We start from the raw sequence: 24,827 nt of genomic DNA on the forward strand, positions 1-24,827 counted from the left end.
TTGCATCTGACTTTCAGCTTCAGTCAGACTCCCGCCAGCGCGTTACGGCCCGCTGACACAGGGCGAATGCGAAGGACCCGAAATCATCCCCAAGCCTCTCCATGCTCTCGCGATCCACAACTCCAGGATTCCAGACGAAGACGGGGTACTCGCCTTTCTGATTCACACGAGAGGAATCGAGGACGACCAGGCCACCCATTCCATCGAACATGACAAAGATCAGATCGGATGGCATTCCATATTGACTGCGCGCATCCAGAGTCTCCGCTACGGAACCCAACAGTTTCAGCCCCATTGCGGGTGTCTGATACACGCCGGGGAATTCCTCACCAGCGATATCCCAGGTCCCGAACTCTTCGATCAGACGGCGGTACGAGGGAGGGAAAGCCACACCCAGATCACTCTCGGCGGCGACCATCGTCCCTGCGTCACAGCCGTCGGCATGGTTCGCGATGTCATCGTTCCCGCGAACCAGCTCGATCAGTCGCTCACTCGCCTCGACAGCGTCCATCATCCACCAAATCCTGCCGCTCGGTCCTTCCAGTACTGGGATTTCCAAGCGTTGAAGGCATCTCGATCGATTCCACTGGGGATCTTGGTGCCTGCCTTCCAGTGCAGCTGATTGTAGTTCCCAAAGTGCATCGAGTGCGTCACCTCGGCGATCGGCCCGTCCTGCGTCTGGAGCATGTGATGAAGGTTCAGCGGCTTCCCGTCCGGACCCATCGGGGCCAGCCCCTGCTGCATTCTCTTGAGATTGCTTCGACCGTACTTGTCCGCAGGCGAAGAGTAGTCCGGATTCACCAGATCATCCCGCTGATAGATACGCTGACCGTTGTATTCGGTCGGCGACCAGAATTGGCAGTTTGAGTTGTGAACCAGGACCGGTGTGGCCCCAGCCTGCACATAGTACGTATGCAGGCTGCCGACCGTCAGGTCGTAGGTCGTGGTGTTCGCGTGGTAGAGGCGGACGCCGGTGACCTCGGTCGTGCCGGTGGGCGTCTGGAGGACGTCGCCCGGCTTCAGGTCCTTCGCGTCGACGAAGGCCGACTGGGTCTTGTCGTAGAAGGGGTGGTGGAAGGTCGTCGTCAGGTGGGCTTCCCGGGCGCCGGCCTGCGCGGCCTGGGCGCCGGTCCGCGTCTCCCGCGTGGACGGCGCCTGGGCGACCGCCGCCACCGGCGCCGTCGCCGGCTGGTGCGCGGCGCCGTGGCCGTGGGCGCCGGACAGCGCGCCGAGCACCGCCGCCGAGGCCGCCAGGCCGAACGCCGCCTTGCGGGCCGCCTTGCGGGCCGCCTTGCGGGCCGCCTTCTTGGCGACCGACGCGGCCGCGGCCTTCATGCCCGCCTTCACGCCCGCCTTCGCGCCGGACTTACCACCCGCCTGCGCCGACCTCGCCGTGTCCTTGACCGTCACGTCCACGAAGTCGTGGTCCGTGTGCGTCACGATCACGTCGGTGACCTTGTGGGCCTCCGTGCCCGCGGCGCCCGGCACCGCGTTCGCGATCGTGTCGCCGACCTCTATCTGGTCGATGGCCTTCGTCGTGCCGTCGGCCATCAGCACCCGGGTCGCTCCCGTGAAGCTGTGCGGGATCGGGCAACTGCCGCCGGACTCCTCGGCGGGACCGCCCGCCTCGTCCGAGTGCGACTGGGTCCGTGAGCCCGCTCCCTCCGAGTCCGCCCGTGAGGCGGCCGCCTCCGTGGCGTCCGTGGCCGCTGACTCCTCGGCTTCCGCCGCGCCCTTGCCGAAGAGGCCGCCGACGACCTGCATCGCCTTCGGGGCGACCTTCGCCAGGAGCTTGCCGCCCAGGCTGCCCAAGGCGCCGCCGAGCGCTCCGGCGACCGCGCCGGTCAGCGCCGACTCGCCGAACGCGCCCACGCTGCAGTCGCCGCCGCCGTTCTCGGCGCACTTGAAGCCCTGCTCGACCAAGGCGCCCGCGGCGCCCGCGGCCGCCGCGCAGCCGATCGAGCCGACGCCGGCCGTGACCGCCTCGCAGCCCGCGAACACCGCCGTGGACACCACGAAGGAGGTGATCGCCGCGGCATGGTGCTTGACGAACTTCGCCGCCGACTTCGCCGCCTTGACCGTGGCGTGGTAGGCCGTCCTCGCCGCGTGGGCGACCGCGTGCGCGGCCTTCCTGACCGCGTGCGCGACCTTGTGCGCCGCCTTCTTCACCGCGTGCACCACGCGGTGCACCGCGCGCGAGATCCGGTGGTAGGCCGAGTGCACCGCGTGGACCACCCGGTGATACGCCCGTCTGACGCGCCGCGCGGCGTAGTGGTACACGCGCCGCACCGCCCGCACCGTGGCGTGGTAGTAGTCCCGCACCCGGTGCGCGATCTTGTGGGCGGCGTGCTTGACCGCGTGCACGATCTTGCGTGCCGCGTGCTTGACCGCGTGGTAGACCTTGTGCGCCGCGTGCTGGACGGCGTGGCTCACCTTGTGCACGGCCTTCTTCGCCCCGCACACCACGTCATACCAGGAGCAGTTGCCCGACTCGTCGGTGCCCGCGAGCGGGTTGTCGTCGACGTAGGCGAACGGGTTCGCCGCCACCGAGTTCGGCACCGCGTCCAGCGAGACGCTGTCCTTGTTCAGGAACTGCCCGGTGCCGGGGTTGTACCAGCGCGAGGCGGTGCCCACGTCGCCGGAGCCGGGCTCGGTCCAGCCGGACTGGAAGCCCAGATGGCCGGCGACGGTGTCCGTCGGCGAGACCACCTTGCCCAGCGGGTCGTAGGACGCCGATCCGGCCAGCGAGGTCGCCCCCGCGGTGAACGTGCCGACCACGTCGTTGTGCTGGTCGGTCAGCGCCAGCGCGCCGCTGCCGCCGCCCGCCGGCTTCACGCCGACGACGCCGCCGGAGGGGTCGTAGGTGTAGGTGCTGTCGCCGTCCGAGGCGATCGTGTTGTCGGCGCCGGAGTAGGCGAACGTCCGCGTGGAACCCGGCTGGGAGGTGTCCCGGTCGGAGACGTTCCGGCCGAGCGCGTCCAGCGTGTACGACTGGGAGCCGGCGGTGATCTGGCCGCCGAAGGCGTCCGTGCGGAAGGCGTTGACGCCGCCGCCCGCGGACGAGTCCCGCGTCATCGTGCCGCGCGCCGAGTAGTCGTAGGTGTGCACGCCGTCCGACGTCAGCTCGTCGCGTTCGTCGTAGGTGTAGACGTTCGCGCCGTTGCGGACGCGGTTGCCCGAGGCGTCGTAGGCGTACGACGTCGTCTTCGTGCCGTCGTTCCACGACGTGAGGCGGTTGGCCCAGTCGTAGCCGTAGGTGTTGGTCGACGCGCCCGACACGCCCGTCGTCTTCTTGTAGGTCAGGTTGCCGTTCTTGTCGTAGTCGTAGGCGAAGCTCGCCAGGGTCGACGCGCCCTGGGTCAGCGCGTCGCTGGTCAGCTCGTGCGCGCTGTTGTAGCCGAAGGTGCGGGTCTGGCCGGTCGCGCCGTACTTGACGGTCTTGATCTGGTTCAACTGGCCGTAGGTGTAGGTGAGCTGGTTGCCGGTGGCCGCGTCGTTCAGGGTCGACAGCCGGCCCGCGGTGTCGTAGCCGTAGGTCGTCGTGCCCGCCGCGTCGGTCCGCGAGGTCATCGCGCCGTCGTCGTTGTAGGCGAAGCCGGAGGCGCCCGCCGAGCCCGACGCGGTCAGGACGTCGCTGCGGTCGTCGTAGGTGAACGCGTCGTGCGTGGCGTCCTGGTGGTCCGCCGCTCCGGCGATGCCCGCCTCATCGGTGTCCGCCGACAGCACCCGGCCCGCCTGGTCGTAGCTGAAGCTCCGCTTGGCGGTGGCCGCGTCGGCGCCCGAGCCGGACATCGTCTTGAGCTGGCCGTCGACGTCGTACGTCAGCGCGGTGGTGACCCCGCCGGGCAGCGTCACGTTCGTCATCTGGCCGTCGGCGTCGTAGGAGTACGTCGTGGTCGAGTCGGCCGCCGAGGTGTACTTCGCGGTGGTCGGCTCGATCACCTTCTCCTGCTGGCCCCACGGGGTGTACGAGTAGCGCCAGTTGTTTCCGCGGCCGTCGGTGAAGCGGGTCCGGTTGCCGGCCGCGTCGTAGCCGAAGGTCGTGGTGATCGACGTGGTGGCGTCGACCGGCTGGATCTCCTGCGTGATGGTGCCGGCCGCGTCGTAGGTGAAGCGGTTGGTGTGGCCGTTGGCGTCGGTGGCGGCGGTCATGTTGCCGACGCCGTCGTAGATCTGCGAGTTCTCCCACAGCTTGGAGCCGAGCGCGTCGTAGGACCGGGTGGCCGTCGGGTCGCCGTCGGCGTTGTAGTCGGTCGTGGTGTACGTGCCGTCGGCCAGCGTCTGCTTGGACCGGTTGCCCTGGAAGTCGTAGGCGTAGCCGGTGGTGTTGCCCGCGCCGTCGGTGACCGAGGTGACGTCGCCGGCCCGGTTGTAGCCGTACGACGTCTTCACGCCGCCGGGGGACGTGGTCGACGAGGCGTGCGCGCCGTAGGGGTTGCCGGCGGTGACCGCGTAGGAGGTGGACGCCGTCAGCGTCCGCGTCGAGGGGTAGCGCTCCAGCGTCGTCTGGGTGAGCTGACGGCCCAGGAAGTCGTACGTGGACTGGGTCTGCGCGCCGGTCGGGTCCGTCGCCGAGAGCTGCTCGCCGTCCGTGTCGTACACGGCGTGCGTCTTCGTGGTGTCCGGCGCGGTGCTCTGGACGAGATCGCCCAACTGGTCGTACAGGTAGGCCGTGGTCTTCCCGCCCGGCGTGGTGACGGAGGTCTGGTTGCCCTCGCTGTCGTAGGTGTAGACGGTGGCGCCCGCGTTGGGCGTGGAGGCGCCCGCCGGGGTGTAGGGCGGCAGGGTGTCGGAGACCTTGTTGCCCTCGGCGTCGTAGGCGGTGGTGGTGACCAGGCCCCTGGGGTCCTGCTCCTCGACCGCCTCGCCGAAGGTGTTGAAGCCGCTGGTGGTGACCGGGCGGACGGTGCTCGCCGTGGTGCCGTCCGGCTCCGCCTGCACGGCGGGCGCGGTGGTGACCACGAGGTTGCCCGCCTCGTCGTAGGCGTAGTCGGTGGTGTGCTGCTCGGCGTCCGTCATGGACGTCGGCAGACCCCGCTTGTCGTAGGCGTACTTGGTGGTCTGCGCGTCGGAGGAGCCGACCGTGCCGCCGGTGCGGCCCTTGCCGTAGAGCGAGGAGACGTCGGCCGCGGACAGCGCCCGCTGGTAGACCTGCACGTTCCCGACCTCGCCGGCCGTCACGTCGCCGGTGACGCCGCCCGCGGTCTTCGTGCCGCCGATGGACAGCGGACCGGTCCCGGTCCACGGCGAGGGGTCCGTCGCCGACCCGGACTGCGCGCCGTTGACGTACAGCTTCATCGCGCCGTTGCTCGCGTCGAACACGCCGACCAGGTGGGTCCAGGTGTTCAGCGGCGCCGCGGTGGACGCCTTCGCGTCGTAGTAGGCGGACGGGGAGACGGCGTCGGAGCTGGCCGCGTGGAAGCGGAAGGCGTTGTCGGCCTTGGAGTACTGGAGGTAGAACGAGGCCCGGTTGGCGCCGCCCTGGGCGACGAAGGTGCGGTACGTGGAGGCGTCGGCGAGGTTCACCCAGGCCGAGACCGTGTACGAGGCGCTGGTGTCCAGGACCGGGCTGCTGGTGGCGATCACGTCGCCGGCGCCGGTGGCGGAGCCGCTGAACTGGGCCGCGCCGTCCGCCCAGGTCACGCCCGAGCCCACGGTGGCGGTGGCGCCGCTTCCGGAGGCGTCGGTGACCTGGCCGCCGGACGTCTGGTCGAGCTTCCACCAGGCGGCCGGGTGACCGGAGGCGTCCCCGTACAGCGTCTCGCTGAGCAGGTTGCCCATGTCGTCGTAGGTGCTGGTGGTGGTGCGGTCGTAGCCGCTGGCGTCGTGGTCGTTCTCGCTGGCGACCTGGTCGTCCGGCGTGTACTCCAGGGTGGTGACGCGGTCCACGCCGGTCGGGTCCAGCTCGCTGGACGTGGTCCGGGAGGCGGCGTCCACGGTGTACTTGGCGACGGTCTCGCCGTTGTCCGTGGTCGACTGCAACAGGTTGCCGGCCGCGTCGTAGGAGTCGGACTCCAGCGCGTACGTGCTCTTGCCGTCGGCGCTGGTCCGCTTCACCGTCGCGGTGAGGCCGTCGTCGGTGTAGGTGTACGCCGTGGTGTTGCCCATCGCGTCGGTGATCGACGCGAGCCGCCCGGCCGGGTCGTAGGCGCGGGAGGACTCGGTGAGCAGCGCCGGCGCCTGCGGGTTGGTCGGGTCCCCGGTGTACATCAGGCCCTGCGTGAGCAGTTCGCCGTTGTCGTCGTACGTGTACCGGGTCTCGTTGCCGGCGCTGGTGACCTCCTTGGTCTTGTTGCCGGAGAGGTCGTAGGAGTACGTCGTGGTGTTGCCGTTGCTCGCGCCGGCGGCCGCGTTGGCGTCGGCCTCGGTGAGCACGTGGTCGTAGCCGTCGTAGGTCCACGTCTGCGTGCGCGAGCGGTCGCCGCCGCTGGCGTCGGAGACGGTCTGCGAGGTGGTGTTCCCGTCGTCGTCGTAGACGGTGGCGGTGACCGCGGCGTGCGCGGCGCCGGTGACCCGGTCGGTGAGCTGCGGGTCGGACTCCTGGACGACCTGGCCGGCGGCGTCGTAGGCGTAGGTCGTCGTCAGACCGCTGGGGTAGGCGTCGGAGACGACCTTCTGGCTGGTGACCTGGCCGACTCCGTCGTAGGCGTACTGGGTGACCAGGCCGACGGCGTCGGTGGTGGAGGCCACGTCGCCGTTCTTGAAGTAGGCCACCTTGTTGACCGCGCCGCCGGGGCTGACGGCCTTCACGGGCAGGCCCTTGGGGACCGTCCCGCCGTCGGCGGACGGGTAGGCGCCGGTGCCGTCGCTGTACTCGGTCGTGGTGGTGCGGCCGTTGGGGGCGCCGGGCACCGCCGGACCGGTGATCGAGGTCTGGTTGCCGGCCGTGTCGTAGCCGAGCTTCGTCAGGTACGTCGTGTCGGTCGCGGAGGAGGACCGCCCGTCGCGCTCGGTCAGGAGCTGGTCGTTGCGCGGGTCGGCGGTGGTGAGCTGGGCCGTGGTGTCGTCGGGGTAGTACGCGTAGTACTCGGTGTCGCACTTGTTCGCGGCCTGGTCCTGGCAGGACGTGGAGGAGACCACGTTGCCGCGGACGTCGTGGCCGGTGACGGTCATCGCCCCGCCGGGGTCGGTGACGGTGTGCTCGAAGCCCGCGGTGTCGTAGCCGAAGCTGGTGCGGTTGCCCAGGCCGTCGGTCTCGGTGAGCGCGCGGTCGTTGTTGGTGACGTCGTAGGAGTAGGACAGCGTCGAGTTGGTGGGCGAGGTGACGTTCACCGTCTCCACCGGCAGCAGACCGGTGGAGTTCTTCGCCGCCTGGAACTGCTCGCCCACGTCGCCCGCGGTCAGCTCGGAGCGGTAGAGCGCGACCTCGGCGATGGAGCCCTTGAAGTAGGTGGCGTAGCCGGTGCTGACGGTGGTGCTGTGGTGGGCCTCGTCCGGCCAGTTGCCGCCGAGGAAGCCCGCGCCCACGTAGGTGTAGGGCTGGCTCGCCATGGCCGCGGCGCCGCTCTGCGTGCCCACCAGCACGTCGTCGAGGAACAGCGACTGGCTGGCGGCCGAGGTGGAGATCACCGCGTGGTGCCACTTGCCGTCCGCGACGGACGCGGCGGTGCCGAGCGGCTTGACGGAGCCGCCGGAGAAGTAGAACTCGCCGTAGAGCTTGCCGCTGCTGCCGACGTACAGGATCGGGGTGTACGCGGTCGGGGTGGTCGCCCCGGTCAGCGGGTCCCGGGAGGCGGCCAGCAGCACGCCGCCCGCGGTGGAGGTCTTGAACCACAGGGACGCCGACTCGGCGCCCGAGCCGGGCACGGACCCGTTCGGCAGGGCCAGCGAGGACGCGGTCCCGTCGAAGGCGGCCGCCTTCTTGTCGGTGAACGGTCCGGACCCGCCGAGCACGACCGAGTTGTACGTGCCGTTGCCGCCGCGCACCTCGTCGAGGGCGGCGGAGGCGCCCGCCGCCTCGCCGAGGCGGAAGTACTCGCTGGGCGCGCCGCCGAGCACCGCGCCGCGGTAGGTGTCGCTGGAGCCGGCGATGGCGGGCGCGCCGAGCTTCCAGACGCCGCCGTTCTCGTCGGTGAGCTGGGTCAGCGCGGCGCTGTCCGGGTCGTACTGCATCGCCGCGAAGGACTTGCCGGACGGCCGGGTCACGGCGTTGAGCAGACTCGCGCCGTGGGTGCCGTAGGTGTAGAGCGCGTTGACGTCGGCGGGGACGAGCGGACGGCTGTACCAGGCGACGTCGGCGATGGACCCGTTGAAGTAGGTGGCGTAGCCGTCCGGTTCGGTGGTCGAGTGGTGCGGGTTGTCGGGCCAGTCGCCGCCGAGGAAGCCGGTGCCGAGGTAGTTGAACGACTGGTTCTTGCCGACGGCGGTGGCGCTCTTGATGGAGACGGCGCCGGTGCGCGAGCCGACCTTGGCGTTGTCCAGGTACAGCGACTGGGAGTTGCCCGCGGCGGACAGCACCACGTGGTGCCACTTGCCGTCGGCGACGGACGCGGTGGACACGATCGGGTTGACGCCGCCGCTGTACCAGAACTCGGCGTTCAGCTTGCCGTCGGAGCCGACGTAAATGGACGGGGTGTAGAAGCCGGACGACTGCCCGGAGCCGATCGCCTGGGAGGCGTAGGAGTAGAGGACGCCGGGGCCCTGGGAGGTCTTGAACCACAGGGAGAGGGCGCCGGAGTCGGTGTCGTTGCCGAGGTTCTTGGGCAGCGAGACGTCGGACGACGTGCCGTTGAACGAGGCCGCCTTGGCGGCGGAGCCGGTCAGCGGGCCGGCGCCCTGGCCGAGGGCGACGTTCTCGTACGCGGCGTCCGTGGCGCCCTGGTTGGTCAGCACGGCGTCCTTGGCGGTGGCGCCGGAGGTCTCCGACAGCGGCCAGAAGGCGTGCGGGTCCAGGTCGAGCGAGGCGTTGCGGTAGCCGGAGCCGGAGGCGTACCCGTAGACGGTGCACTTCGTGGCGGACAGCGGCGAGCAGACCTTGGTGAGCTGGTCGCCGGTGAAGCCGTAGGTCCAGGTCTGCGCCGTGGCGGGGTCGCCCGGGGTGACCGGGTCGGTGGCGACGGTCGCCACGTGCGCGGCCTGCGCGCCCGCGGGCGTGTTCCAGGTCAGGAACAGGGAGCGGCCCGAGATCGCGGACAGCATCTTGGTGATGTGGCCGCTGCTCCAAATGAGGTTGATCGAACGGCCGTTGGCGTCGGTGACCGCGGTCAGGCCGTAGCCGCCCGCGCCCAGGGACTGGGTGAAGGTGTAGACGGTGTCGTCCTTGTCGGTCAGCGTGTAGCCGCCGGTGACCGACTTGAAGGTGGCGAACCGTCCGGCGCCGGAGGAGAAGCTGCCGTCGCCGTTGGCGCCGTAGCCGACCTGGGAGCCGTCCGGGTAGGTGACGTAGACGCTGGAGACGGCGCCGGCGGCGGTGTACTGCTCGGTCGCCTTGGCGTCGAAGATGCTCGACCAGCCCGCGCCGAACGCGCCGGTCCAGCGCGGGTCACGGGAGTTGTAGTCGCGTTCGACGTCCAGGGAGGGGCCGACGGTGGAGACGGAGGCGTCGGTGTCGGAGGTCGTGTAGTTGCCGATGGACGCGTCGAAGCCGTGGTCGCTGCTGTTCTGCGACAGCCCGGAGGTGATCACGGGTTGCGGCACCTGCACGGACAGGGCGTACGGGTCGGCCGGGGAGTAGAGCTTCGCCGTCGGGTCGTATCCCTGGACCCACCATGTGTAGGCGGTGCCCCAGGCGAGCTTTCCGGCGGGCACGGTCCAGTCGCCCGTGGACACCAGCCCCGAGTCGACGATCTTCGTCGTGCCGGAGGCGTCGTAGACCTGGAAGCGGTACTGGTCGCCGCTGCCGTCCAGGGAGTTGGCGGCGCTGGCCCACGCGGTCAGCTCGGGCTGGGTGGTGCCGACGACCGCGTTGTCCTGCGGGAACTGCCCGTAGAGCTGGGGTGCGGTGTTGCCGGTGTAGGTGACCTCGATCCAGGGGCCCTTGCGCGGGTCGTTGAAGGAGCCGAACTGCTTCCAGTGCAGGGCGTCGGTGGTCGACGCGTACACCGCCAGGCCGTTGTCGGCGGTGGTGCCGTTGAACCAGCCCTGGATGGCGGAGGTGGACAGGGAGACGGTCACGTCGTCGCCGACGGTGCGGTCGGCGGCCGTGTTGGCGCAGGCGTGCGGCACGCTCGGGGTGGCGTTGCCGATGGAGGCGCCCTTGGCCGGGCCGGGGTAGGAGGTGACGGACTCGGGCGTCCAGGCGCCGGTCACCAGGGCGACGTCGAAGCGCTCCGCGGTGCAGGTGGAGGCCCAGGTGTCGAACAGGTGCAGGTTCGCGGCGGTGACGGTGGCCTTGCTGCCGTCCCAGGCGGTGTCCCAGTGGTTGACGAAGCCGATCGCCGAGTGGGCGCCGGAGTCGTAGGAGCCGACCTTGACGGTCTGCTCGTAGGAGTGGTCGCCGGGGGCGCCGGACTCGGCGTAGGTGGTGGTCCAGCCGTCGTCGACGGTGGGGTCGACGGTGACCGGGAAGACGCGGCGCGGGTCGTGCAGCCAGCGGTCGTCCAGGGTCACCCGCAGGGCGTAGCCGCCCTGGGCGCGGACCAGTTCGGTGGTGACGGCGCGGGTGGCGGTCGGGTCGCCGGAGCGGCGGTCCACGTGGGAGTCGTAGGCGTAGGCGGGCGGGACGCGCTCGACGGTCTTGCCGGAGGCGTCGCGCAGGTCGATCCAGCCGGTGGCGCGCTGGACGGGGGTGAGGCCCTTGAGGTCGAGGGGGAAGGTCCAGGAGTTTCCGGCGACCGCGGAGTGCAGGACGACGGACTCCTTCACACCGGTGGCGGTGGGCGAGACCTTCAGGTCGGTGGCGTTCAGGACGCCGCCGTAGGTGACGGTGGAGCCGTCCGCGGCGCCCTGGACGGGGGCGGCGCCCTTCAGGCCGTAGGCGACGCGGTGGCCGGCGCCGTCGGTGAGGGCGGCGAGCGCGGGGTCGGTGGCCTTGGCGCCGAAGTCGACGGCGACGGAGTTGGCCTTCTCGTGCCAGCGGCCGTCCGGTCCGGCCCGCACGCCCACGTCGATCGAGGCCCAGCGGCCCTTGCCGACCTGGTAGTTGACCGGGGTCGGGGAGATCCGGCGGGTGATGGAGCCGTCGGCGTTGTCGAAGACGGTCTCGGTGCGCGTGGACTTGGCCGCGTCCCGCTTGCTGGTCTTGGCGTTGAAGGCGCCGCCCCGGCTGCGGCCCTTCTGCACCGCGCTCTGGTGCGGGTGGTAGGCGGCGAGTTCGCCGCGGCCCTTGCCGGGGGCGTGGCCGGCGCCGCGGTGCGCGGCGGTGGCGGACGCGGAGACGTGGTGCCGTCGCCCGGCGGCGGTGCCGGACTTCTGGTGCGGCAGCCTGCCCCAGTGCGGGTCGGTGAACCAGGAGGCCAGCGAGGACAGGCTCATGCCGGGCAGCTCGACGCGGCCCAGCTCGGCGCCCTCGGCCAGCGCCTGATCGGTCGTCAGCATCAGGGCCAGCGCAGCGAGCAGCAGCACGGCGACGGAACGCCGGGTGCGCAGGGCACGGCGGCGGACGGGACGGGCGAAACGCCCGGTGCGCGACGGACGCGTGCGGCGGCTGATCGGCCACAGAGACACGACTTGGACTCCAGCAGTCAGGAAAGGCACAGAAACGCGCCGATCTTGCCTGCTGCGATCATCTTACGAACACACCCATAAGGTGATCTTGCCTTGCTCTTGACTGCCTCTTGCTTCACTCGACCGATTTGCCGGCGCGTGCGGCTTTGCTTCTTGTATCTGTCTTTACAGGACCGTCACATCATCTGTACCAGACGCTTACCTGATGGTTATTCATGTGACGGGCCCTCGCCTCGTCCGGCGCCGGTCTCTTACCCAGTCGCCCGGGTCACCCGGTCACCCGGCGCACTGCTTCAGCATCGCCGCCTTGTCGGCGGACGTGACCGGCAGGTCGTACTTCAGGGACACCTGCGCGACCCGGACCGCGTAGGAGCAGCGGACCTGCGCGACCGGCGGGAGCCAGCTCGCCGGGCCGGAGTCGCTCTTGGCGCCGTTGGTCGGGCCGTCCACCGGGATCAGGTTGAGCGGGTCGTTGGCGATGTCCTCCCGCTTGCCCTTCGCCCAGTGGGCGGCGCCCATCTGCCAGTCGTAGGAGAGCGGCATCACGTGGTCGATCTGGACCTGCGTGGCGCGCGCCTTCTTCCAGTCGATCGTCTTGCCGGTGTACGGGTCGTGCAGGGTCATCGCGACGACGACACAACGGGAGCCCTCACGGAAACGCACGTCCTCGCCGTCGCGCTTCAGCAGGTCGTTCCGCGAGTCGCAGCCGTTGTGCGCGAACGGGACGCTGCCGGGGACCGAGTCCGTCCAGGCGTAGCCGAACTGCTCGCGGGAGTAGCCCGTCTTCGGGCCGCGGCCCTTCGTGGCCACCTTCTGTATCAGGGCGCGGGCCTTGGACTTGTCCGCGGCCGAGGTGATCGCGGCCAGGCCCGGCTTCGTCCCGTCCGGGTTGTCCAACGGGTTGACGGACCGGCCGTCGGCGGCCGGAACGGCGGACCCGGAGGCGCCGGCGCCCGCGGACGGCGGCACGCCCTTGCAGCCGGTCAGCGTGAGCCCGGCGGCCAGCAGGGCGGCGGACGCGAGGACGACCCGCCTGCCTCCGGCGCCGCGCCCGGCGTCCGCTCCGCTGCGGTAAGTGCCATCGGAATCAGGGTGCTTGACGGTCAGTGACTCCGCGGCGGCCGCGGCCGCCCTGTCCTTCAGACGCCTCACTCCGCGCCCCTCCCCTTGCCGTCATGCGCCGCCCGATGCGGGCCTGTTGTGCTGGTGCCCACAGTAACCAGGAAGATGTGCGGCGCAGTCGGCGCAGTCGGCGCACTGGGCACACTGGGCACACTGGACGCACTCGGCGCATGGAGGGTGGGCGGAAGGCGCCGGGCGGATCGGCGGGTCCGGTCGCGCCCGGCCTCGTCGGGCGGGACGCGACCGGGCGGGCGACCGGGGCTGACCGCCGGCCGGGGAGCGGCCAGGGGGCGGCCGGGACCGGCGGTGGCGGGCGGGCGACCGGTCGCGTCCCGCCGCGGCCGGGACCGGCGGTGGCGGGCGGGCGACCGGTCGCGAGGGCTACGAGCCCAGCACCGAGGCCAGGAACTCCGCCGCCCAGCCGAGCAGTTCGCGGCCGACCAACGGCTTGCCGCCCACCTTCGCGGTCTTCGGGCGGGGCACGAGGATCTGGTGCACGGACGGCTTGACGACCGTGCCCGGGTACAGCCGCTTCAGGCGCAGTTCCTGCGACTCGCGCAGTTCCACCGGCGCGAAGCGGATGTTGGGCCCCTGGAGCACGATCTCCCCTACGCCGCAGGCACGGGCGAGCATCCGCAGCCCGGCCACCAGCAGCAGGTTCTCCACCGGCTCGGGCAACGCGCCGTAACGGTCGACGAGTTCCTCGCGGACCGCCTTGACGTCCTCCTCGGAGGAGGCGGAGGCGATGGCCCGGTACGCCTGGAGGCGCAGCCGCTCGCCGGGCGCGTACTCGTGCGGGACGTGCGCGTCGACCGGAAGCTCGATCTTGACCTCCAGCGGCGCCTCCTCCTCGATCTCGCCGGTCTCGAGCTGGCGGCGGTAGTCCGCGACCGCCTCGCCGACCATCCGCACGTACAGGTCGAAGCCGACGCCCGCGATGTGGCCGGACTGCTCGCCGCCCAGCAGGTTTCCGGCCCCGCGGATCTCCAGGTCCTTCATCGCCACGTACATGCCCGCGCCCATCTCGGTGTGCTGGGCGATGGTGGCCAGCCGCTCGTGGGCGGTCTCCGTCAGCGGCTTCTCCGGCGGGTAGAGGAAGTAGGCGTAACCGCGCTCGCGGCCGCGGCCGACCCGGCCGCGGAGCTGGTGCAACTGGGAGAGGCCGAAGTTGTCGCCGCGCTCCACGATCAGGGTGTTGGCGTTGGAGATGTCGATGCCCGACTCGACGATCGTCGTGGAGACCAGCACGTCGAACTTCTTCTCCCAGAAGTCCACCACCACCTGCTCCAGGGCCGCCTCCGACATCTGGCCGTGCGCGGTGGCGATCCGCGCCTCGGGCACGATCTCGCGCAGCTTCGCCGCCGCCCGGTCGATCGACTCCACCCGGTTGTGGATGTAGAACACCTGGCCCTCGCGCAGCAGTTCGCGGCGGATCGCCGCACCGATCTGCTTCTCCTCGTACGGGCCGACGAAGGTCAGCACCGGGTGGCGCTCCTCCGGCGGGGTGGTGATCGTCGACATCTCCCGGATGCCGGTGACCGCCATCTCCAGGGTGCGCGGGATGGGCGTGGCGGACATGGTCAGCACGTCCACGTTGGCGCGCAGCTTTTTGAGCTGCTCCTTGTGCTCGACGCCGAAGCGCTGCTCCTCGTCGACGATGACCAGGCCCAGGTCCTTGAACTTGGTCTCGGAGGAGAACAGGCGGTGGGTGCCGATCACCACGTCCACCGCGCCGTCGCGCAGTCCTTCGAGGACCGCCTTCGCCTCGGCGTCGGTCTGGAACCGGGACAGCGCCCGCACGGTGACCGGGAACTGGCCGTAGCGCTCGCCGAACGTGCCGTAGTGCTGCTGCACGAGCAGCGTCGTCGGCACCAGCACCGCGACCTGCTTGCCGTCCTGGACCGCCTTGAAGGCGGCGCGCACCGCGATCTCGGTCTTGCCGTAGCCGACGTCGCCGCAGATCAGGCGGTCCATCGGGACCGTCTTCTCCATGTCCTCCTTGACCTCGGCGATCGTGGTGAGCTGGTCGGGCGTCTCGGCGTAGGGGAAGGCGTCCTCCAGCTCGCGCTGCCAGGGGGTGTCGGCGCCGAAGGAGTGCCCGGGGGCCGCCATACGGGCCGAGTACAGCTTGATCAGGTCGGCGGCGATCTCCTTGACCGCCTTCTTCGCCCGCGCCTTCGTCTTCGTCCAGTCCGCGCCGCCCAGCCGGTGCAGGGTGGGCGCCTCGCCGCCGACGTACTTGGTGATCTGCTCCAACTGGTCGGTGGGGATGTACAGGCGGTCGCCGGGCTGGCCGCGCTTGGCGGGGGCGTACTCCACCACCAGATACTCGCGGGTGGCGCCCTGCACGGTGCGCTGCACCATCTCGATGTAGCGGCCCACGCCGTGCTGCTCGTGGACGATGTAGTCGCCCGCCTCCAGGGTCAGCGGGTCGACGGTCTTGCGGCGGCGGGCCGGCATCCGGGCGCCGTCCCGGCTCACGGTGCGCTGCCCGGACAGGTCGGTCTCGGTGAGCACCGCCAGCTTCAGCCCCGGGTCGAGGAAGCCGTGGTCGATGCAGCCGCACGCCACGTGCACCACCGACGGGGCGGCCTCGCCCAGGTCGGGGTCCAGGCGCGCGGCGACGCCCTCGCCGCCCAGCACCTCGACGGTGCGGGCGGCGGGGCCGTGCCCCTCGGTGACGAAGACGGTGCGCCAGCCGTCGGCGAGCCAGCCCTTGGTGTCGGCGAGCGCCTTGGCGGTGTCGCCCCGGTACGCCTCGGGCGCCCGCATGCCGAGCTTGAGCACGTCGCCGTCGTAGGCGCTCTCGTCGGCGGCGAACGGCGAGACGGACCACCACATCATGTCCAGCTCGCGGGCCCGGTCCCGGACGTCCGCGATGGACCGCAGGGAGGCCGCGCCGACGTCGATGGGCGCGTCCCCGCCGCCCGCGGTGGCGGCCCAGGACGCCTGGAGGAACTCCTCGGAGGTGGCCACCAGGTCCGCGGCGCGGGTGCGCACCCGCTCGGGGTCGCAGACCAGCGCCATGGCGCCCCGGGGCAGCACGTCGATCAGCAGCTCCATGTCGTCGACGAGGACCGGCGCCAGGGACTCCATGCCCTCCACCGCGATGCCCTCGGCGATCCTCCCCAGCAGCTCGCCTAGCTCCGGGTGCCGCTCGGCCAGGTCGCGGGCGCGGGCGCGGACGTCCTCGGTGAGCAGCAGCTCGCGGCAGGGCGGCGCCCACAGGCCGTGCTCGGCGACCTCCAGGGAGCGCTGGTCGGCGACCTTGAAGTAGCGGATCTCCTCGACGTCGTCGCCCCAGAACTCGATGCGCAGCGGGTGCTCCTCGGTGGGCGGGAACACGTCGAGGATGCCGCCGCGCACGGCGAACTCGCCGCGCTTCTCCACCAGTTCCACCCGCGTGTACGCGGCGGCGGCCAGGGCTTCGACCACCTTGTTCAGATCGGCGCTGCGGCCGGTCCGCAGGGACACCGGCTCCAGCTCGCCCAGGCCCTTGACCTGCGGCTGGAGCACCGAGCGGACGGGCGCGACGACGACGGAGACCGGGCCGGTCTCCGGGTCGTCCGCGCTCGGGTGGGCCAGGCGGCGCAGCACCGCGAGGCGGCGGCCCACGGTGTCGCTGCGCGGGCTGAGGCGTTCGTGCGGCAGCGTCTCCCAGGAGGGGTACTCCGCGACGCCCTCGGGCGGCAGCAGCGACCGCAGGGCCGCGGCCAAGTCCTCGGCCTCCCGGCCGGTCGCGGTGACGGCGAGCACCGGGCGGCCGGCCTCGCGGGCCAGGGCGGCGATCGCGAAGGGACGGGCCGCGGCCGGGCCGACCAGGTCGACGTGCATGCGGTTGCCGTCCGCGGCCGCGGTGACCGCTTCCGCGAGGGCGGGGTCCTTGACGACGGCGTCGAGCAGACCGTGCAGGCTCATGGAGGGCTTTCCATCCGGTGGTGAACAGGGGGCGGGCGGAGGGTGAGCGGAGAGGCGGGCAAGGCGAGACAACGCGAACGACCCGACGCGTGGGACGGGCCGGGGTTCTCCAGCCTACGACGACGAAGGGGGACACGGGCTCCGGTCCCGGGGGACGGGGGGCGGGCTGCGGTCGGGTGCGGTGGGGGCGGCGGGCTTCCGGTCCGGTGCGGCGGGGGCGCGGGCCACGGTCGGGGGCGGCGGCGAAGGCGCGGGCGCAGGCGGCGGTCGCTTACGGCGAGGGGCGGCGGGCTTCCGGTCCGGTACGGCGGGGGCGCAGGCCACGGTCGGGTGCGGCGGCGGAGGCGAGGCTGCGAGCTGCGGCCAGGGACGACGGTGGGCGCGGGCTGCGGTCGCGTACGCCCCCTGTCGGCCACTCGCCCGCCCCGACCGCGCGCACGCCGGAGCCCGGGGTGCGGACACGCGCACCCCGGAGCCCGGTGCGCCGGTCCGCGCACACGGGAGCCCGGTGCGCGGGTGTCCGCGCACCGGGCTCCTCTCACCGCCTGCCGTCCCGGGCGATCCGGGTCCCCGGCGCCGGGCGGGCCGGGCGGTGGAGCGGTGGGGGCGGGGCCGCTCTCCACCCCCACCGCGCCCCTCCCCCGGCGCCCCCGGCGCCCCCGGCGCCCCCGGCGCCCCCGGTGGGTCTACTCCGTCGCGATGGCGTTCAGCACGTTCATCCGGCCCGCGCGGAAGGCCGGGACCAGGGCGGCGAACAGCCCCACGAAGGCCGAGCCGGCGAAGACGGCGAGGATCGTCGGCCAGGGGATGTCCAGGATCTTCAGCCCCTGGAGGGCCAGCAGCCGTTGCGCGGTCGCGCCCCAGCCCATGCCGAGGCCCAGGCCGAGCAGGGCGCCGAAGACGGCGATCACCACGGACTCCAGGCGGATCATCCGGCGCAACTGCCTGCGGGAGAGGCCGATGGCCCGCATCAGGCCGATCTCCCGGGTGCGCTCGACCACGGACAGGGCGAGGGTGTTCACCACACCGAGGACGGCCACGATGATCGCCAGCGCGAGGAGCCCGTAGATCATGTTCAGCAACTGGCCGATCTGGTCCTTCAGCGACTTCTTGTAGTCGGTCTGGTCGCGCACGGTGAACTGCGGGTAGCCGTGCAGCGCGGACTTCAGCTCCCGGTAGGCCGCGGCCTGCCGCCCCTTCTCGGCGGTGGCGAAGACCAGTTCGTCGAGCGGCATCCGGTCGGCGGGCACGTACTTCGCCGCCGTGCCGAGAGACGCGTACTTCGCGCCCTTGTCGATCGCGGAGTCGTCGCTGGTGATCGCGCGGACCGTCAGCCGTGCGGTCCGGCCGTCCCGGAAGGCGGCCGTCACCGTGGAGCCGATCCTGACCCCGTGCTTCTTCGCGAAGCCCTCGGGCAGCGACATCGAGTCCGGCCGGTAGGCGTCGGCGAGGGCGCCCGCGACGGTCTCGGTGCGCAGGTCCTGCGTGTAGGTCGGGTCGGCCGCGTTGATCGTCTCGCCGCGGTCGGTGCGGCCGTCCGGGGTGGTCAGGGAGACGTCCAGCAGCTTGTACTCGGTGACCCGCTTCAGGCCCGGGACGGACTTGACGGCCTTGACCGCCTGCGAGGTGATGACCTGCCCGTTGTCGCCCTGGACGATGAAGTCCGCGCCGACGGTCTTGTCGAGCTGGTCGGTGGCGGAGGCGACCATGGAGGAGCCGACCACCGACAGGCCCGCCACCAGGGCCAGGCCGATCATCAGCGCGGCCCCGGTGGCGCCGGTGCGGCGCGGGTTGCGCAGCGCGTTGCGCTCGGCCATCCGCCCGACCGGGCCGAAGACCCGCAGCAGGAGCGCGCCGAGGACGCGGACGAGACCGCCGGCGAGCACCGGGCCGATGACGACGAAGCCGATCAGGGTCAGCACCACGCCCAGGCCCAGCCACGCCGAGCCGGCGGCGGCCTTGGCCGCGGCGCCCGCGGCGAACAGGCTCGCGGCGCCGCCGGCGGTGAGGACCAGGCCGAGCACGGCGCGCACGGCGCCGGTCCTGGCGTCGGCCGGGGCGCCCGCGTCGCGCAGGGCCGCCATCGGGGAGATCTTGCCCGCGCGCCGGGCGGGCAGATACGCGGAGAGGACGGTGACGACGACGCCGAGGGCCAGGCCGACGACCGGGGTGGTCCAGGCGATCGTCAGGTCGTCGGTGGACAGGTGCATGCCCATCTTGCCCATGAGCTTCATCAGCCCGACCGCGATGCCGACGCCCGCGCCCACGCCGAGCACCGACCCGACAGCGCCCAGCAGCAGCGCCTCGACCAGCACCGAGCGGTTGACCTGGCGGCGGGAGGCGCCGATGGCGCGCATCAGGCCGATCTCCCGGGTGCGCTGGGCGACAAGCATCGAGAAGGTGTTGATGATCAGGAAGACGCCGACGAGGAAGGCGATCCCGGCGAAGCCGAGCATCGCGTACTTCATCACGTCCAGGAAGCTCTCGACGTTCTTCTGGCTGGCGTCGGCGACCTCCTTGGAGGTCTGCACCTTGTAGCCGTGGCCGAGGGCGGCGGCGACGTCCTTCTTCAGGCGCGCGTCGGCGACGCCCGCGGCCGCGTTGACCTCGATGTTCGTGTACACGCCCGGCCGGCCGACCAGGGCCTGCTGGGCGGTCGCGGTGTCGAGGTAGAAGATCGCCGCGCCGGGGTTGGTGACGGTGAAGGCGGCGATGCCGCAGACGCGGGCGCGGTGCGTGCCGACCGCGGTGATCACGCCGATCTCGGCGCCCGGCTTCAGACGGTGCTTGGCGGCGGTGTCGGCGTCCACCATGATCTGGTCGGGGCCGTGGGGCGCCGTGCCGGTGGTGATCTTCATGGTGCGGGCGTCGCCGCCGTTCCAGTTCCCGACGATGGTCGGGGCGCCGCTGGTGGGCGACAGCTTGTCCTCGCCGGGGCCGACGACGGTCACCGAGGTGGAGAACACCGTCCCCTCCGCCGACTTCACGCCCGGGACCCGGCGCACCCGGTCGAGCACGGAGGCCGGCATGACCGGCGGGCGGCCGGTGCGCGAGGCGGTCGCGCCGTCGTCGGCGGCCCCCTCGGCGCTGACCTTCACGTCCGAGGACGTGGCCTGGAACAGCTTGTCGAAGGTGGTGTTCATGGTGTCGGTGAACACCAGGGTGCCGCTCACGAACGCCACCGACAGCAGCACCGCGACCGCCGAGAGCGCCATCCGGCCCTTGTGCGCGAGCAGGTTGCGCAGGGAGGTCTTCCAGACGGTCATGACGTGCGTCCCCGGGCGTCGAAGTCCTTCATGCGGTCCAGCACCTGATCGGCCGTCGGCTGGAGCATCTCGTCCACGATCCGGCCGTCGGCGAGGTACAGCACCCGGTCCGCGTGGGAGGCGGCCACCGGGTCGTGGGTCACCATCACGATGGTCTGGCCGAGTTCGTCGACCGACTGGCGCAGGAAGCCCAGGATCTCGGCGCCCGCGCGGGAGTCCAGGTTGCCGGTCGGCTCGTCGCCGAAGATGATCTCCGGGCGGGCGGCGAGCGCGCGGGCCACGGCGACGCGCTGCTGCTGGCCGCCGGAGAGCTGGGCCGGCCGGTGCTTCAGCCGCCCGGCGAGCCCTACGGTCTCCACCACCCGGTCCAGCCACTGACGGTCCGGCTTACGCCCGGCGACGTCCATGGGCAGCGTGATGTTCTCGATCGCGGTCAGCGTCGGCAGCAGGTTGAACGCCTGGAAGACGAAGCCGATCCGGTCCCGGCGCAGCTTCGTGAGCTTCTTGTCCTTCAGCCCGGTGATCTCGGTGTCGTCGAGGTGGATGCGGCCGCTGGTGACGGTGTCGAGACCGGCGAGGCAGTGCATCAGCGTGGACTTGCCGGACCCCGAGGGGCCCATGATCGCGGTGAACTGCCCGCGAGCGATGTCCACGTCCACGTGGTCGAGCGCGACGACACGGGTCTCGCCGGACCCGTACGCCTTGACGACCTGCCGCGCCCGCGCGGCGACGGCCGTAGTCCCTCCAGTGCCCCCGTGCCTGGGAATGGTCACAGCCGTTGTCACGGTACGTCTCCTCTGTCGGTCGGCAGCCGAGCCGTCGCCGCCGCCCGGCGGCCGGGCGGCGGCGAGGTGCTGTGCCGAGAAGTCTGGTCGGCGAAGGGGCGCGGCGCGCTGGTGCCGGACCCCGTCCGCGACGGGGGAAAACCCCACCCCCGTAGGTGCGGCGCGCCGCCCCCCGCGGCATGAGGCCAGCTTAGGGACGGCCCGGTCGCCCGCTCGTCCTCCGCCGGTACGACGCTTCCCCCTAGCCGGTGTACGGACCACCCCTAGGGGGCCCCTAGGGGGCCGTCCCCCCGTCGGGGCTGCCACCGGGGGCACACCGGGGGGACACCCGGGGGGCACACCGACGGCGAGGCGCCCTTCCCCCCTCAGCCCGGCGACACTCCGGGCCCGCCTTCCCCTCGCATCCCGAACACGTCCGCACACGAAAGGGCCGGGTCCGGTCACACGACCGGGCCCGGCCCCACGCTGCGTCAGCGGCGCCCCCGCCGAGGGGGTCAGGCGCTCAGAGCAGTCCGTCCCACATCTGCTCCAGCAGCACCGACCACCAGCTCTCGGGCGAGCCGAGCGCGGCCGGGTCGAGCGCGGCCAACTGGGCCTGGAAGTCGACGGTCCAGCGGCCCGCCTGCTCCTGGTTCAAGCCGTAGCGCAGCCGCCACATCCGCCCGAGCAGCGCTAGGCACCGCACGAACTCCAGCAGACCGGTGTTCACGAACTGCGGCGCCACGGCCGCACCGCCCGGACCCGCCTCCACCGGCACCGCCACGATGTTCGCCGTGCCGTACTGCACGCAGACCGCCTTGCCGAAGTCGGTGCCCATCACGAGGTACGACCCCGCGTCCGGCGCCGGACGCACCCCGCGCTCGGCCGCCAGCTCCGCCAGCGTCGGCACCGGCCGCCCCGGCTGGGCCTGCGCCCAGAAGAACGGCCCCATGTCCAGCGGCAGGCCCGCCACCACGAGCGTGTGCGCCACGATCGGCGGCACGCCCTGCCGGGAGACCGCCGCCTGCTCGAACCGGAACACTCCCGGCCCGAAGGCCGCGGCCAGCTCGTGGGCGACGCCCTCCGGGGGAAGCGGCGGCGCGGACTGCACCGGCGGCAGCGGCGCGCGCACCGGCACGGGGCGGGCGGGACCGTCCGCCACTTGGTGCAACTCCCCCTGGTGAGCGAGGAGTTGCCGCATGCCCTGCTGACGGCTCGCGTGGTCGGCGCCGTACGGCGCGATCGACGCGATCCGCGCCTGCGGCCACTGCTCGCGGATCATCCGCGCGCAGTACGCCCCCGGCAGCAGGCACGACTCCAGCTCGGTGTGCAGTTCGAGCACCTGGTCCGGCGGCACGTTCATGGCGCGCAGCTCGTGGAAGATCTGCCACTCCGGGTGCGGCGTGCCCGGCGCCGAACGCCGGATCACCTGCTGCTCGGAGCCGTCCGGGGCGCGGTAGCGCAGCACGGCCTGGTAGCCGGGGCCCACGGTCGGCTGCCCCTGCTGCGGATACCCGTAGGCCGGGGGCGGCGGACCGGGCACGACGGGGGGCTGACCCGGCTGACCGGATACGACGGGGGCGTGGCCTAGCTGGCCGTGCTGACCGGGTACGACGGAGGGCTGGCCTAGCTGGCCGGGCGCGGGCGGCTGGCCGGGCTGGCCCGGCTGATAGAGCTGGCCGGGCGCGTGCGGCTGGGCTGACGGCGGCATCGCGCCCGGCGGAGCGGGCGGCGGGGCCTGTGCGGCGGCGCCCTGGGGCACGCCGGGCGCCGCGGGAGGCGGCAGGGGTGCGCCGGGCCGGCCGGACGACGGCCCGGCCAGCATCGTCGCCGCGTGGTGCACGGCCCCCTGTCCGGCGCTGGGAGCGCCCGGCGTCCCCGGGGCAGCGGGGGTCGCGTGCCCGCCCGGCGGCTGCGGCGGCCGCGGCGCACCGGGTGCGCCCGGAGCGCCGGGCGGCTGTGGGACGCCGCCGCCCTGGCTGGGGTCGGCGAGCATCGTGGCCGCGTGGTGGACGCCGCCCGGGGGCGGCGGCGTGGGCGGACCGGACACGGGCTCGACGCCGTCGGGGCCATCGGGGTCGAGCGAGGCGGCGAACTGGGTGGGCATGTACCCGCCCGCGCCCGGTCGCGCGCCGGGCGTCCCGGGGGCGCCCGGCGGCGGAGGCGGGGTCGCCCCTCCCCGGCCGCGACGCGGCGGAGGCGCCGCCTTGCTGGTGGCCGCGTCAGCGATGTCACCGGCGTTCGGCGCGGGGGGACGGGCGGGATCGCCCGGAGGCGGGGTCGCCGGGGCGCCCGGCGATCCGGCGCCCTGCGGATACCCGTACGAGGGCGCACCGGCCGGGGGCGTCCCCGGACCGGCAGGAGTGCCGACGGCGTCGACGCCTTCCGCCGCGTCGGGCGTCGCGGCCCCCGGCGGAGGCGGCGGAACGCCCGGCCCCTGCGGCACGGACCCGGACGCCGGACCGGTCGCAGCCGGAAGCGGCATCCCCGGAACGGACGAACTCTCCGTAGCCCCGGCCCCCGAGGACGCTCCCGCTCCCCGCGGATAGCCGTACCCGGCACCGCCCGCGAACGGCGGTGTCCCCGAACCGGCGGCCGACGACGGAGGCAGCCGAGTCCCAGGCGCTCCCGAGCCGACCGGCGGCGGTGTCCCCGGCGCACCCGGGCCGACCGGCGGCGGTGTCCCCGAACCGGCGGCCGACGACGGAAACAGCGGAGTCCCCGGGCCAGCGGCCGACGACGGACGCGGCGGCGTCCCGGGCGCCCCTGGGCCGACCGGCGGAGGAGGCGGAGTCCCTGGGCCGACCGCGCCCTCGGACGGCGGCGTGCCTGGCGCCTGGGGCGTACCCGGCGCGCCCTCCCGTTCTTGGCCGTACGGCGGCGCGGACGAGAACGGCGGTGTGCCGCCCGGAGACGCGCCTGCGCCGTGGGCGGCGTCCGGACCGCCGAGCCGGTCGTGGCCACCGGCGTCGGCGTCGGCGTCACTGACGGCCGGCGCCACCGTCGTATACGGGAGTCGGCTGCCGCCCGCCATCAGCGCGGTCTTCGCGTCCGATGCGGCGGCGGGCGGCGCCGCGTCGTCGCCGACGTCGCTCAGCGGCGGCGCGAACACGGTCGCGGGCAGCGGCACGGAACGGTCGTCCCCACCGTCCGCGTTAGTGTCCGTGCCCGCCCACGGCGTCCCCCCGGCAGACGTGTCCGCCGAGACGCCCGCCGCCGGTGCGCCCGCATGAGACCCGACAGACCGGCCCAGCGGGGCACCCGCGTCAGGTCCAGCGGATCGTCCCGCCGAGGCACCCGCATCAGATCCGTCAGACCAGCCCGCCGAGGCGCCCGCCTCAGACCCGGCGGATCGTCCCGCCGAGGCGCCCGCCGCCGGTGCGGCTACGTCAGACCCGTCGAACCGGTCCAGCGGTGCGCCCGGGTAGGACCCATCGGACCGGCCCGCCGAGGCGCCCGCCGCCAGGACGCCCGCCTCAGACCCGGCGGATCGTCCCGCCGAGGCGCCCGCCGCCGGTGCGCCTACGTCAGACCCGTCGAACCGGTCCAGCGGTGCGCCCGGGTAGGACCCATCGGACCGGCCGGCCGGGACACCCGCCTCAGACCCATCAGACCGGCCCGCCGGGGCGCCCGCCGCCAGGGCGCCCGCCTCAGACCCGGCGGACCGCTCCGTCGGGATCCCTGCCTGCGTCCGGGCGAGCGCGTCGCCTCCCCGGGAGGCACCGGCAGCTTCCCGGGAGGCCCCGGCGCCGTCGCCGGGTCCTCGGCGGTCCGGGATGCCCAGCTTGTCGGCCGCCTCCTGGAGCCATTCCGGCGGACTCAGCAGGAAGGACGTCTGGTTGAGGTCCACCCGGGCGGGCGGCGCCGGCGCCGCGTCCGCGACGGCGTCCGGACGGCCGTACTCCTCCTCGTACCGGCGGATCACCTCGCCCACCGGCAGTCCGGGCCACAACGTGGCCTCGCCGCTGTCCCGGGCGATCACCAGCCGCTGCGCGCCCCCGTCCGCCCGCGGCCCGTCCACGCGGTCCTCGGCCCACACCACGAAGCCGAGCCCGAACTCCCGTACCCGCACCTCGCGGTGCTGGTACGACGGCACGTCACCGTTGATCCACTCCTCGGCGCGCTCCTGCGCCTGTGCGAAGGTCACCATCGC

General features: G+C 72.7%; 7 protein-coding genes. All 7 read right to left on the reverse strand.

Going from position 1 to position 24,827, the window contains the following annotated elements:
• Window positions 1-19: 19 nt before the first annotated feature.
• Window positions 20-514, reverse strand: a complete 495-nt coding sequence (locus ABZ861_RS09410; protein ID WP_361626309.1) for an SMI1/KNR4 family protein — start codon at window positions 512-514, stop codon at window positions 20-22.
• Entirely contained in the window at window positions 511-11,604 is an 11,094-nt protein-coding gene (locus ABZ861_RS09415; RefSeq protein ID WP_361626312.1) for a LamG-like jellyroll fold domain-containing protein, read from the reverse strand. Before ABZ861_RS09415 ends, ABZ861_RS09410 begins: the two co-directional genes overlap by 4 nt.
• Before the next feature lie 276 nt (window positions 11,605-11,880).
• Window positions 11,881-12,612, reverse strand: a complete 732-nt coding sequence (locus ABZ861_RS09420) for an HNH endonuclease family protein (RefSeq protein ID WP_361626997.1) — start codon at window positions 12,610-12,612, stop codon at window positions 11,881-11,883.
• A gap of 495 nt (window positions 12,613-13,107) precedes the next feature.
• On the reverse strand, window positions 13,108-16,644 hold the full coding sequence (gene mfd / locus ABZ861_RS09425) for a transcription-repair coupling factor (RefSeq protein ID WP_361626315.1): 3,537 nt from the start codon (window positions 16,642-16,644) through the stop codon (window positions 13,108-13,110).
• 686 nt (window positions 16,645-17,330) lie between these two features.
• A complete protein-coding gene (locus ABZ861_RS09430) occupies window positions 17,331-19,910 on the reverse strand; it encodes an FtsX-like permease family protein (protein WP_361626318.1) in 2,580 nt (859 codons plus the stop codon).
• The gene (locus ABZ861_RS09435) at window positions 19,907-20,695 is read right to left on the reverse strand and encodes an ABC transporter ATP-binding protein (RefSeq protein ID WP_361626321.1); all 789 of its coding nucleotides are present in this window, start codon (window positions 20,693-20,695) and stop codon (window positions 19,907-19,909) included. The genes ABZ861_RS09430 and ABZ861_RS09435 overlap by 4 nt, the downstream gene beginning before the upstream one ends.
• A gap of 502 nt (window positions 20,696-21,197) precedes the next feature.
• Window positions 21,198-24,824 carry an SUKH-4 family immunity protein gene (locus ABZ861_RS09440; protein ID WP_361626324.1) on the reverse strand — a complete coding sequence of 1,209 codons (3,627 nt, stop codon included), beginning with the start codon at window positions 24,822-24,824 and terminating at the stop codon, window positions 21,198-21,200.
• Window positions 24,825-24,827: the final 3 nt, after the last annotated feature.

This window comes from Streptomyces sp. NPDC046985 (assembly GCF_040644415.1).
In the GTDB taxonomy this organism is placed as follows: Bacteria; Actinomycetota; Actinomycetes; order Streptomycetales; family Streptomycetaceae; genus Streptomyces.